The 13,284-nt window shown below is 55.0% G+C and carries 9 protein-coding genes and 1 pseudogene; 9 read left to right on the top strand and 1 reads right to left on the bottom strand.

Translation table 11 applies throughout. The features are described from left to right. The first annotated feature begins 101 nt into the window (after nt 1-101). The 6 genes from HV311_RS06490 (at nt 102) to csiE (ending at nt 7,323) form a co-directional block, all read left to right on the top strand. Nucleotides 102-1,610, top strand: coding sequence for a sugar ABC transporter ATP-binding protein (locus HV311_RS06490; protein WP_016154014.1), 1,509 nt, complete (start codon nt 102-104; stop codon nt 1,608-1,610). After that, nucleotides 1,603-2,592: an ABC transporter permease gene (locus HV311_RS06485; protein ID WP_191220880.1), complete on the top strand. Its 990-nt coding sequence runs from the start codon at nt 1,603-1,605 to the stop codon at nt 2,590-2,592. The genes HV311_RS06490 and HV311_RS06485 overlap by 8 nt, the downstream gene beginning before the upstream one ends. Before the next feature lies 1 nt (nt 2,593). After that, on the top strand, nt 2,594-3,547 hold the full coding sequence (locus HV311_RS06480; RefSeq protein ID WP_003037658.1) for an ABC transporter permease: 954 nt from the start codon (nt 2,594-2,596) through the stop codon (nt 3,545-3,547). A 17-nt stretch (nt 3,548-3,564) separates the two neighbouring features. Then, complete coding sequence (locus HV311_RS06475) at nt 3,565-5,202, top strand: FGGY-family carbohydrate kinase (RefSeq protein WP_003847100.1); 1,638 nt, start codon at nt 3,565-3,567, stop codon at nt 5,200-5,202. After that, a complete protein-coding gene (locus tag HV311_RS06470; protein ID WP_047358248.1) occupies nt 5,199-5,798 on the top strand; it encodes a KpsF/GutQ family sugar-phosphate isomerase in 600 nt (199 codons plus the stop codon). Before HV311_RS06475 ends, HV311_RS06470 begins: the two co-directional genes overlap by 4 nt. A 247-nt stretch (nt 5,799-6,045) precedes the next feature. Next, the gene (gene csiE / locus HV311_RS06465; RefSeq protein WP_191220879.1) at nt 6,046-7,323 is read left to right on the top strand and encodes a stationary phase inducible protein CsiE; all 1,278 of its coding nucleotides are present in this window, start codon (nt 6,046-6,048) and stop codon (nt 7,321-7,323) included. On the opposite strand, the gene HV311_RS06460 is transcribed toward csiE, so the two are convergent. Continuing rightward, nucleotides 7,318-8,466: a 3-phenylpropionate MFS transporter gene (locus HV311_RS06460; protein WP_101700133.1), complete on the bottom strand. Its 1,149-nt coding sequence runs from the start codon at nt 8,464-8,466 to the stop codon at nt 7,318-7,320. The two genes, csiE and HV311_RS06460, sit on opposite strands and share 6 nt — an antisense overlap. A gap of 522 nt (nt 8,467-8,988) precedes the next feature. On the opposite strand from HV311_RS06460, the gene HV311_RS06455 reads away from it, so the two are divergent. The 3 genes and pseudogenes from HV311_RS06455 (at nt 8,989) to HV311_RS06445 (ending at nt 13,278) form a co-directional block, all read left to right on the top strand. Beyond that, nucleotides 8,989-9,969 carry an IS5-like element IS5 family transposase gene (locus tag HV311_RS06455; RefSeq protein ID WP_064349473.1) on the top strand — a complete coding sequence of 327 codons (981 nt, stop codon included), beginning with the start codon at nt 8,989-8,991 and terminating at the stop codon, nt 9,967-9,969. A 146-nt stretch (nt 9,970-10,115) separates the two neighbouring features. Next, nucleotides 10,116-10,730 (top strand): annotated as a pseudogene (locus tag HV311_RS06450) (fimbrial biogenesis chaperone); the annotation flags it as partial. A gap of 52 nt (nt 10,731-10,782) precedes the next feature. Further along, nucleotides 10,783-13,278, top strand: a complete 2,496-nt coding sequence (locus tag HV311_RS06445; RefSeq protein ID WP_191220878.1) for a fimbria/pilus outer membrane usher protein — start codon at nt 10,783-10,785, stop codon at nt 13,276-13,278. Nucleotides 13,279-13,284: the final 6 nt, after the last annotated feature.

Below are 13,284 nucleotides of genomic sequence, written 5' to 3'. Positions count from 1 at the left end.
CTTTAGCCAACACCAGGGAACCTTAACGCCGGCCGTCTGGCCGGCGCTATCAACCAAACTAACACTCAGCGTCCATCCGGGCGCTCGCAGGGGTATTGTCCATGGCAGACACCACCGCATTTATCACTCTTGAGAATATCAGCAAACAATTCCCGGGCGTGCTGGCGCTGGATAACGTGAATCTGACGCTGAGAAAAGGCGAAGTTCACTGTCTGGCGGGTCAAAACGGCTGTGGTAAAAGTACCATTATTAAAGTGATCTCCGGAGTTTATCATCCGGAAAAAGGCGCGCAGATTTTACTCGATGGCAAATTGTTCCATCACCTGACGCCGCAGCTCTCTTCCCATTATGGCATTCAGGTTATTTACCAGGACCTGTCGTTGTTCCCTAACTTTAGCGTCGCGGAGAATATCGCGGTCAACCGCTATCTGCCCGGTGGCGATATCTGGGTACGTCGTGGCGCCATGAAGCAGCAGGCGCTGGCAGCCATGAAGCGCATCGGTGTGAACATCGATCCCGATAAAAAGGTTGAAAAACTCTCGATTGCCGACCGACAACTGGTCGCCATTTGCCGGGCGATTGCCGCCGATGCGCGTCTGGTGATTATGGACGAGCCCACCGCCTCACTAACCCGTCAGGAGGTTAATGGCCTGCTACGGGTCGTTAACGAACTAAAAGCTGCCGGAATTTGTGTAGTGTTTGTCAGCCACCGTCTGGATGAAGTGATGGAAGTGGCTGACCGCATCAGCGTGATGCGCGACGGCAAACTGGTGGGCACTTATCCTGCCAGCGAACTCGACAGCCACGAGCTGGCTTTCCTGATGACCGGACAACGCTTCCACTATAGCCCGCTGCCGGAAAGACCCGCTATTGAGCAAGAGCCCCTGCTGGAGCTGCGCAACCTCAGCCGCAGAGGCAAATACCAAAACATTAATCTGTCGCTGCACGGCGGCGAGATTGTCTCCATTGTGGGCCTGCTGGGCGCCGGACGCACCGAACTTTGTCTGAGCCTGTTTGGCATGACGCACCCAGAAAGCGGTGAGATTCGCATTAACGGCCAGCCGGTCACTCTTCGCAATAACCATGATGCCATCAAACATGGCATCGGCTACGTCTCAGAAGATCGCCTGACGCAGGGGCTGATCATGGAGCAGTCGATCTACGACAACACCATCGTCACGGTGTTTGATCAACTGCATACTGGCAGCGGCCTGCTCGATCACCGTAAAGCGCAAAAGCTGGTCGCCGATTTGATCCGCGAGCTGAATATCAAAGTGTCCGATCCACACCTGCCGGTTAAAACCCTTTCCGGCGGTAATGCCCAGCGTATCGCCATTGCCAAATGGGTGGCGACTAATCCCCGCATCCTGATCCTCGACTCCCCTACCGTAGGCGTAGATATCGCCAACAAAGAGGGTATTTACCAGATAGCCCGCGATCTGGCGGAACAGGGTATGGCGGTGCTGATGATTTGCGATGAAATCCCGGAAGCGTATTACAACAGCCACCGCGTGCTGGTGATGCGTCGCGGCAGGCTGGTGGCGGAATTTAATCCTCATCAGTGCCGTGAAGAGGAGATTGCTGAAGTGGTCGAGGTAATCAATGAATAAGATGCATCTCTCCCGTTTAATCGGGCAACATGAATTTTGGCTGGGCCTGCTGGTTGTGGCCCTTGCCGTTGGGCTGAGCATCAGCACCGATGAGTTCTTGTCTTTGGGGAACCTGACGGATGTGGCTACCAGCTATGCGATTCTCGGCATCCTTGCCTGCGGGCTGTTTGTGGTACTGATTTCCGGCGGGATCGACATCTCATTTCCGGCGATGACCGCGATAGCCCAGTATGCGATGGCCAGTTGGGTTATCGGCCACAGCGGCAACTTCGCGCTGGCGTTAATCATCGCGATTGCGGTGGGCCTGTTGCTGGGACTTATTAATGGCTTCCTGGTCTACTGGCTGCGCGTTCCGGCCATCATCATTACCATCGCCACGTTGAACGTTTACTACGGTCTGCTGGTGTACGCCACCAAAGGCACCTGGCTGTACGGCTTTCCGGACTGGTTTATGAACGGCATCAATTGGTTCTCGTTCACCGCGGCGGATGGCTACGACTACGGCTTGACACTGCCTCTGCTGTGCCTGGCGGCTGTGATCATCTTTACCGCCGTGCTGATGAACTATACCCGTCTTGGCCGTCAGGTTTACGCCATGGGCGGTAATCGTGATGCGGCCTCGCGCCTGGGGCTGAATCTGCTGAAGCTGCATTTCTACGTGTATGGCTACATGGGCATTCTGGCAGGCGTTGCCGCCGTGGTTCAGGCGCAAATCACCCAGTCAGTTGCGCCCAATTCGCTGCTCGGCTTTGAGTTGACGGTGCTGGCGGCGGTCGTGCTCGGCGGAACCAGCATGAGCGGCGGACGCGGAACATTAACCGGAACCCTGCTCGGCGTGGTCCTGCTGGCCTTCTTACAAAATGGCCTGACGCTGCTCAGCGTCTCCTCTTACTGGCACACCGTGTTCAGCGGCGCCATTATCCTGGTCAGCATTAGCGCCACGGCCTGGAACGAAAAACGCAAACTGGCAAGGGAGCTTTGAGATGAAAACAATCGCCAGATTTTTACCCGGTGATGCCATCATTCGTCTGCAATGCGTCATTATTGTGGTCGTCGCCCTGGTCTTCTCGGCCCTGCTCGGCAGCCGTTTTTTCAGCGTCGCTAACTTCCAGTCGATTGGCTCGCAACTGCCGATCCTTGGCATGCTGGCCCTCGGGATGGGCATGACCATGCTGACCGGCGGCATAAACCTGTCGATAATTGCAGGAGCGAATGCCTGCTCGCTGGTAATGGCGGCGATTATCGTCACCCATCCGGATAACCCGCTGTTTCTGGTGCTGGCGCTGCTGGCAGGCGCTGCCGTGGCGGTCGCAATCGGTACGCTCAACGGCGCGCTGATTGCCTGGGTCGGGGTTTCGCCGATTCTCGCCACGCTCGGCACGATGACGCTTATCTCCGGGCTGAATATTCTGCTTTCCAATGGGACAGTGATTTCCGGTTTCCCGACCGCCATTCAATATCTTGGTAACGCCACGATTGCCGGTATTCCGGTAGCGCTGCTGCTCTTTTTCCTGGTGGCAATCCTGCTGTGGGTACTGCTGGAGCACACCACGCTTGGGCGCAGTCTGTATCTCGTGGGTTCCAATGAACAGGCTACCCGCTACAGCGGCGTAAATACCGTCCGGGTACAAATTTCCGTGTACGTGATTTCTGCCCTGCTCGGCTGGGTCGCCGCCATTCTGATGATGGCGAAATTCAACTCGGCAAAAGCCGGATACGGTGAGTCCTACCTGCTGGTCACCATCCTTGCCTCCGTCCTCGGCGGCATCAACCCGGATGGCGGTTTCGGGCGCATTATCGGCCTGGTACTGGCGCTGATTGTGCTGCAAATGCTGGAAAGCGGCCTTAACTTGCTGGGGGTGAGCAGCTATCTGACGATGGCGCTGTGGGGCGCGGTGCTGATCCTCTTTATCGCATTACAGAATCGTAAAGCCTGATTTCAGGAGAAAAAATTATGGCAAGTTACTTTATTGGTGTGGATGTCGGAACCGGAAGCGCCCGTGCCGGCGTGTTTGATCTCAACGGCAGAATGGTCGGCCAGGCCAGTCGGGCTATCGAGATTTACCGCCCGCAGGCCGATTTTGTTGAGCAGTCTTCCGATAACATCTGGCAGGCGGTGTGTAACGCGGTTCGCGATGCGATTAACCAGTCAGATATCAACCCAATCCAGGTGAAAGGTCTGGGCTTTGACGCTACCTGCTCACTGGTGGTGCTGGATAAAGAAGGTAAACCGCTGACCATCAGCCCGTCCGGGCGCAGCGAACAGAACATCATTGTGTGGATGGATCACCGCGCCATTACCCAGGCTGAACGCATTAACGCCCTGCATCATCGGGTGCTGGACTACGTTGGCGGCATTATCTCCCCGGAAATGCAAACGCCCAAGCTGCTGTGGCTGAAGCAGCATATGCCCAATACCTGGGCCAATGCGGGTTACTACTTTGATCTGCCCGATTTCCTGACCTGGCGCGCAACAGGCGATGACACACGCTCATTGTGTTCGACAGTGTGTAAATGGACCTATATGGGCCATGAAGACAAATGGGATGCCAGCTATTTCCGCCAGATTGGGCTGGAAGACCTGCTGGAACATGATGCTGCCAAAATTGGTCGCTACGTGAAAACCATGGGTGAACCGCTCGGTCACGGGCTGTCCGCGCGCGCCGCCAGCGAAATGGGACTGATTCCGGGGACCGCGGTCAGCGTTTCGATAATCGATGCCCACGCCGGCACACTCGGTACGCTCGGCGCAAGCGGAGTTTCCGGCGAGGTGGCGGATTTTGACCGTCGTGTCGCGTTAATTGGTGGCACCTCCACCGGACACATGGCAATTTCCAAAGAGCCGCGTTTTATCGGCGGCGTCTGGGGCCCTTACTACTCAGCCGTACTGCCGGAATACTGGCTTAATGAAGGCGGGCAGTCAGCAACCGGGGCGTTAATCGACCACGTTATTCAGTCGCACCCGTGTTACGAAACCCTGCTAACGCAGGCTAAGTCTCAGGGGCAAACCATTTATGAAGTGCTGAATGCGCTGCTGCGCAAAATGGCTGGTGAGCCGGAAGATATCGCCTTTTTGACCCGTGACATGCACATTCTGCCCTATTTCCACGGCAACCGCTCGCCGCGCGCTAACCCCACGCTCACGGGAGCAATCACCGGACTGAAGCTGTCCCGCACGCCGGAAGATATGGCGCTCCAGTACCTCGCAACCATCCAGGCCATTGCGCTGGGAACGCGCCATATCATTGAAACGATGAACCAAAGCGGCTACACCATCGATACGATTATGGCCAGCGGCGGCGGGACGAAAAACCCGATCTTCGTTCAGGAGCATGCCAACGCCACCGGTTGCGCCATGCTGCTGCCTGAAGAGAGCGAAGCCATGCTGCTGGGCGGCGCGATGATGGGGACTATCGCCGCAGGCGTGTTCGACACGTTCCCGGAAGCGATGTCGGCGATGAGCCGTATTGGTAAAACGGTCACCCCGCAGACCAATCGCATTAAGCAGTACTACGATCGCAAATATCGGGTATTCCACGAGATGTATCAGGATCATATGAAATACCGCCAACTGATGCAGGAGGACGCATGAGTGACTCCTGGTCTCAGGCCACCGGCGTATTTCAGCTCTATAGCGATGCCCTCGCAGGTCTGGGACAGCATCTGACTGAACCGGTCTGGCAGTCGCTAATGGCGGAGCTGCGCGGTTGCCAGGGGAAAATCGTCGTCACTGGCGTCGGTACATCCGGTATTGCGGCGCGTAAAGTCGCGCACATGCTCGCCTGCGTGGAACGTCCGGCGATTTACCTCAACGCGACGGATGCGGCGCATGGCGATCTCGGTTTTTTACGCGCCGACGACCTGGTCATTATGCTATCACGCGGGGGAAATTCGGATGAACTCACCCGACTGCTGCCCGGACTGGCTGCGAGAAATGTGCCCATCCTGAGCGTGACTGAAAACGCCGACTCAGCCATTGCTAAAGCGTCGAGGCTGGTGATTTCCACCGGCGTCCAGCGTGAGGCCGACCCGCTGAACATGTTGGCCACCACCTCAATTTTACTGGTCCTGGCTATCTTTGACGCTGCCTGCGCCTGTCTGATGAGCGAAAGTGGTTACTCAAAAGAGACGCTATTGTCTGTACATCCCGGCGGTGATGTGGGATTAACGCTGAGCCGCGAGCAGTAACACCGGACCGCGCATTTCCACTCGTCTTCTCAACCCGTCACCCTCAGGCGGGTTTTTTTATGTCTCAATAGAAGATAAAACAGTGAAAAAGCCAGTTAACGCGCTGCGTTCCACTCCTGCTATCTGTTCCGCACGTTAAAAATTCTGTGACGCTCTCCAGCATTCCTGGTGGAAAGCATTCCATTCTCCAAATCTATGAGCAAACTTTAGCTATTCTTATCAAACATACTTACGGGAGATCCTACAGATGATGTCAACGCTTGCTCCACCATCTGTACTTTCCGCTCCCCAGCGCCGTTGCCAGGTGCTGCTGACGCTTTTCCTGCCAGGGCAAATCGCTACAGCTCAAACCTTCAGTAGCCTCAATGGTGTTGATGATGCCACTGTTGAGGAAGATATTATTGGCGCAGGACTCGAAATCCAGCGCTATCACCGGCTCGCGATTACCACCGCGCTGAATGGCGGCTATACGATCGAAGGGACCCCGCTAAATCAGCGCCTGTGTCTGTTGCAGTGGCTGCGCCGCGGTCTGCGGATCTGCCCGACTTTCATCGCCCAGCATTTCACACCCGCATTAAAAATGGCGCTGAAACAACAAGGTATCGCGCGTACGCTGTATGACGACACCAATCTGCATGCGCTCATTAATCTGTGCTCCCGGCGCTTGCAGAAGCCGTTTGAGTACCGTGACGTCCAGTTCCTGCGCCTGTATTTACAGTATTGTCTGCTACAGCATCACGCGGGAGTCACCCCGGAATTTAATCCGCTCCAGCAACGCTGGGCGCAATCCTGCGCAGAGTATCCGCTCGCGGAGGAAATTGGCCGCCACTGGCAGCGCCACGTCATGCAGAGTGCGCCGCCGGGCGAATCGCTGTTTATGGCGTTGTTGTTCTCAATGCTCCGTATCCCCGACCCTGTGCGCGATAACCACCAGCAGGATCGTCGCCTGCGTCTTGCTATTGCACGGCTGGTGCTGCGTTTTCGCGAGTATGGCAATGTACGCTTCAGCGATGAGCAAGGACTGAACGATCAGCTGTATATTCACCTTGCCCAGGCGCTTAACCGCAGCGTGTTTGCCATTGGCATTGATAACACGCTGCCGGAGGAGTTCAGCCGACTTTATCCCCGTCTGGTTCGTACTACCCGCGAGGCGATACATGGCTTCGAAGCGGAGTACGATGTGCAGTTTTCAGAAGAAGAGATCGGGCTGGTCGCCGTTATTTTCGGTGCCTGGCTGATGCAGGAGAAGGATTTGCACGAGAAGCAGATTATCCTGCTGACCGGCAACAATGAACAACTTGAAGCGCATATTGAGCAACAGCTGCGCGAACTGACGCTGCTACCGCTCAACGTAAAACATATGCCGATGCAGGACTTTCAAAAACAGGGTACGCCGCGCGGAGTCACTCTGATTATTACGCCGTATACCACGCCGCTGCCGCTGTTTTCACCGCCGTTGATTCATGCGGATCTGGCACTTACGCCGCATCAGCAGCAGCAGATCCGCAAAATCCTCGAATCATAACATTGCAGGCTGCGCCACCACCTTCGGGCGCAGAAAGATTGCCGGTAGCGCCACCAGCGCCATCACCCAGAATACGCCGTTGCCCAGATTCTGGTACAGGTAGCCTGCGAATACGGTCATGATGGCGATGCTGCCGCCCATCGCCACCGCAGAATACACCGCCTGCAAACGTATCACTTCGCTGCCCTGGCGCGTCGCGATATAGCGCATTGCCGCCAGGTGGCAGACGGTAAAGGTTCCGCAATGGAGGATTTGCACCACAATCAGCCACGGTAGCTCAGTGCTCCAGCCCATCAACCCCCAACGCGCCACGCCGCAAACGGCGGAAAGCAGCAGCAAATCGCGCGCGCTAAAGCGGCGGAACAGCTTGTGACTGAGCGCAAAAATAATTACTTCCGCCACCACGCCTAATGACCACAAATAGCCCACCGCCGAAGCGGAATATCCGGCAGACTGCCAGTAGATGGCGCTGAACCCGTAATAAGCGGCATGCGCACCTTGCAACAGACTCACGCAGGCAAGAAAACGCCAGCTTTGGGTTATCAACGCACGCCAGGCGGGCCATCCCGCGCTCTCCTGCTGACGGTTTTCCCCCGCTGGCTGCACGCTCGGGCGGATCATCATCCCCAATAGCATCGACGCGACGCCAAGCGACAGCAGGACCAGGATCACCCGATAGTCAAACAGGCTCACCAGCTTACCGGTCAGCGCGGAGCCAATCACAAAGGCAACGGATCCCCACAGTCTTACCCGACCGTAGTCCATGGTTATCTGTTTTTGCCAGGTGTTGGCCAGCGCGTCGGTCAACGGCACCAGCGGCGAGAAAAACAGGTTGAAGCCGACCATCACCACCATCAGCCACGCCACGTTGGTGCCCGCCCAGAAGGCCAGCGCAAACACCAGCGTCAACAGGGCCAGAATACGTAAAGCGGAGATCAGACGAGAGGGATCGCTTACGCGCGGCGCAATCAGCAAACTGCCGAGAAAACGGGCAATCAGCCCCGCGCCCAGCAGTAAACCGATGGTTTCCGGCGTCAGCCCCAGCCCTTCGAGCCAGACGCTCCAGAAAGGCAGAAAAATACCGTAGCTAAAGAAGTAGGTGAAATAACCGAGCGCCAGCCAGCGCGTGGAATGCAAAGCCATGGGTCCTCCCGTTTTAGAAGCCCTAGTCTAATGACACAAGCCGCATTCTGAAGAGTACTACTGTTCACATTTACCAGATAATTGTGACAAACATCACTTTTAACCAACACTGTTGGCTATCCGACTCCACAATCATTTACACCTGTACAATTTTACAGCAGAAGATGTAATGGGATGAGTAAACAGGAATGCAAGGAAGGGAAAAATTAGCTAAAAAACACGCAACTAAATATCAAGGGCTTAATATCATCACAAGTATAATACTTAGCAAAAACATTCGTTATTATAATATTTCACCCCTCACTAATTTAATATTATTTAATACAATGACAGTTAATTCGCTTATTTTTAATAAATATAATCTGAAAACATCACGCCTTAACTTGCTTATGCACGAATATCGAATACCATCGCCCCGCAATTAATTTTAACCTGTATGTTTTCATAAATTTAAGGAAGGTGCGAACAAGTCCCTGATATGAGATCATGTTTGTCATCTGGAGCCATGGAACAGGGTTCATCATGAGTCATCAACTTACCTTCGCCGACAGTGAATTCAGCAGTAAGCGCCGTCAGACCAGAAAAGAGATTTTCTTGTCCCGTATGGAGCAGATTCTGCCATGGCAAAACATGGTGGAAGTCATCGAGCCGTTTTACCCCAAGGCTGGTAATGGCCGGCGACCTTATCCGCTGGAAACCATGCTACGCATTCACTGCATGCAGCATTGGTACAACCTGAGCGATGGCGCGATGGAAGATGCTCTGTACGAAATCGCCTCCATGCGTCGGTTTGCCCGGTTATCCCTGGATAGCGCCTTGCCTGACCGCACCACCATCATGAATTTCCGCCACCTGCTGGAGCAGCATCAACTGGCCCGCCAATTGTTCAAGACCATCAATCGCTGGCTGGCCGAAGCAGGCGTCATGATGACTCAAGGCACCTTGGTCGATGCCACCATCATTGAGGCACCCAGCTCGACCAAGAACAAAGAGCAGCAACGCGATCCGGAGATGCATCAGACCAAGAAAGGCAATCAGTGGCACTTTGGCATGAAGGCCCACATTGGTGTCGATGCCAAGAGTGGCCTGACCCACAGCCTAGTCACCACCGCGGCCAACGAGCATGACCTCAATCAGCTGGGTAATCTGCTGCATGGAGAGGAGCAATTTGTCTCAGCCGATGCCGGCTACCAAGGGGCGCCACAGCGCGAGGAGCTGGCCGAGGTGGATGTGGACTGGCTGATCGCCGAGCGCCCCGGCAAGGTAAGAACCTTGAAACAGCATCCACGCAAGAACAAAACGGCCATCAACATCGAATACATGAAAGCCAGCATCCGTGCCAGGGTGGAGCACCCATTTCGCATCATCAAGCGACAGTTCGGCTTCGTGAAAGCCAGATACAAGGGGTTGCTGAAAAACGATAACCAACTGGCGATGTTATTCACGCTGGCCAACCTGTTTCGGGCGGACCAAATGATACGTCAGTGGGAGAGATCTCACTAAAAACTGGGGATAACGCCTTAAATGGCGAAGAAACGGTCTAAATAGGCTGATTCAAGGCATTTACGGGAGAAAAAATCGGCTCAAACATGAAGAAATGAAATGACTGAGTCAGCCGAGAAGAATTTCCCCGCTTATTCGCACCTTCCCTAGAGAGAACTCGCGTCATCTACGATGCCGGGAAAAAAGAGGCCGCCCTGCCGGTGGCTAACCGCAGCGAAAACCTGCCCTATTTATTACAGTCGTGGGTCGATAATGCGCAAGGAACGGCGCGTGGTCCTTTTATTATTACGCCACCGCTATTTCGTCTGGATTCAGGCAGCGATTCATCACTACGAATAATTAAATCATCTGAAAACATCATTAATAACAAAGAATCACTTTTCTTTATTAACGTCCGCGCGATCCCGGCAAAAAGCCAGTCTGCCGACAGCGATAATAATATGCTGACCCTGGTATTTAAAACGCGTATCAAACTATTCTATCGGCCAGCCAATTTAACGGGTAAACCTTACGATGCCTATAAATCTCTCGAATATAAATATAGCAATAATAAGTTAGACATCTATAACCCATCAGCTTATCACGTCGTCTTTGCCGGTATTGCGCTCGGGAAAACCGATCTCACCAGTAAAATCGACTATATCGCTCCCGGCGAGCATAAACAGATCGAGGTTCCCGCTTCTGCAGGGAAAACGGTGCAGTGGGCAGCCATTAACGACTACGGCGGGGCCACCAAAACGGAAACCCGAACGCTGCAATAGCCGTCCCCCACGTTGACCACACGATAATAGCTCTCAAGGAATGACAAGCGAAATGGTGCAATTAACACCGCATTTATTAACCACGAAACGGCTCTCTGTCTGGATACATTGCGCGATTGTCAGCGGATGCCTGAGCGCATGCCAGGCCTGGGCCAGCGATCTCTATTTTGACCCGGCGCTGCTGGAAACGGAGAAAAGTGGCCAGCGGGCAGTGGATCTCAACGTATTTTCTCAGAATAACGCCCAGCTCCCTGGTGAATATCTTGTTGATATTTATATTAATAAAAAGAAAACGGTACAACGTACGCTGCCGTTCATCGCCGGTAAAGATCACCAGCTGATTCCTCAGTTCACCCTTGGGCAGCTACGTGAGTTAGGCTTTAAGATCGACAACTATCCGCAGCTTGCGGAGCAGGACAACCGTACGATAATTGCCGATCTGGCGCAGGCCATCCCCGGCAGCGTCTCTCAGTTCGACTTCAACCACAGCCGGCTGAATCTCAGCGTGCCGCAGATTGCATTGTACCGCGACGCCCGCGGCTATATTGACCCCTCCCGCTGGGACGACGGTATGCCGGTGCTGTTTACCAACTACGCCTTTAGCGGCTCGCAGAACCAATACGATAGCGATAACACCCAGCGCCAATATCTGAATATGCAAAACGGCGCCAATATCGGCCCCTGGCGGCTGCGCAATTATTCCACCTGGACGCACAACGATAATGACACACGCTGGGAGAGCATTAATAGCTGGTTGCAGCGGGATATCAAAAGTCTGAAATCGCAGCTGGTAATGGGTGAGAGTGCAACGGAAGGCACGGTATTCACCAGCTATCAGTTTACCGGCGTGCGACTGTACTCCGATGAAACCATGCTGCCCAACAGCCAGCGCGGCTTTGCGCCGACTATTCGCGGTATCGCCAACTCCAGCGCTATCGTCACGGTACGGCAAAACGGCTACACCCTGTATCAAAGCAATGTCCCGGCCGGCGCTTTTGAAATCAACGACCTCTACCCCTCTTCCTTCAGCGGCGATTTAGACGTCACTATCGAAGAGGCCGACGGTAGCGTGCGGCACTTCGTCCAGCCGTTCTCCGCGCTACCGCAGATGCAGAGGCCGGGATATCTCAAATACAGCGCCACCGCCGGGCGCTTTCGCGCCGCCAGCCCGCAGGACAGCAACGAACCGGAGTTCCTTGAAAGCACCGCCAGCTATGGCCTGAACAACGTGTTGACCCTGTACGGTGGCCTGAATGCCTCGCAGGACTATCGGGCGCTGGCGCTGGGTCTCGGCTCTACGCTCGGCGAACTTGGGGCGGTATCGATGGATGTCAGCCGTGCGGATACCCAGCTTGATAACGATGAAAACTATCACGGCTACAGCTGGCGTACCCAGTACATCAAAGATCTACCGGAAAGCGGCACCAGCGTGTCAGTAAGCTACTATCGCTACACCAGCAGCGGTTATTTCAACTTCTCCGACGCCAACCAGAAGGACATCAGCGCCGACGACCGCCTGCGCGATGAAGCTCAGTTCACCGTCAGCCAGTCGCTGTTTTCTGGTATCAGCTTCTACGCCTCCGGCTCGCAGCAGAAGTACTGGGATCGCGGGGGGCAGGATAAAAACCTGTCCATCGGTCTGAACGGCAATCTATGGGGCGTGAGCTATAACCTCAGCGGCCAGTTCACCGATTCGCAGGACAGCGACAACGATCGCACGCTGTCGCTCAGCCTGAGCGTACCGCTGGATCGCTGGCTGTCGCATGCGCGGGCAACCTGGCGCACCACCGATCAACGCGATCGCGCCACACAGCACGAAGTGGGTATCAACGGCTCGATGCTGGAAGACCGTCGACTGAGCTATAGCCTCAAACAGCGGCAAAGCGAAGGCGGCGGCGGTGATAGCAGCAGCCTGTACGGCAGCTATCGCTCTGCCTATGGCACCATGAATGCGGGCTACGACTACAGCAGCGATAGCCAACAGATGAGCTACGGCCTCTCCGGCGGTATTGTCGCCCATCCCCACGGCGTGACGCTGTCGCAGCCGCTGGGTAATGCCTTTGCGCTGATTGACGCCAACGGCGCGGCAGGTATCCGGGTGAAAAACTATCCGGGCATCGCCACCGACTATTTTGGCTATGCCATTATCCCCTATCTGACCGCGTATCAGGAAAACGCCATCTCTCTCGATACCACTATGATGCCGGATAATGTCGATGTGACCGAAACCGTGCGTACCGTGGTGCCTAATCGCGGTGCCGCCGTAACGGCGCACTTTATTGCCCAGACAGGCTACCGCGTGCTGTTGAAAATCACCGATGCGCGAGGGAATGCGCTGCCCTTCGGCGCAGTAGCCAGCAGCCAGACGCAGCAAAGCATCGTCGATGAAGGCGGCGTGCTGTATATCACCGGCGTGAACAATCAGCCGCAGAGGTGGTCCGTGCGCTGGGGCAATCAGCCTGATCAACAGTGCCAGTTTACCTTCAGCCTGCAGGAAGATGCCGCTCGCAGCGCCGCAATACATAATGGGAACGCACTATGTCAATAAAGAATT

This window comes from Citrobacter sp. RHBSTW-00881, from assembly GCF_013728515.1.
GTDB lineage: Bacteria > Pseudomonadota > Gammaproteobacteria > Enterobacterales > Enterobacteriaceae > Citrobacter > Citrobacter braakii.
This window is presented reverse-complemented; position numbering and strand designations above follow the sequence as displayed.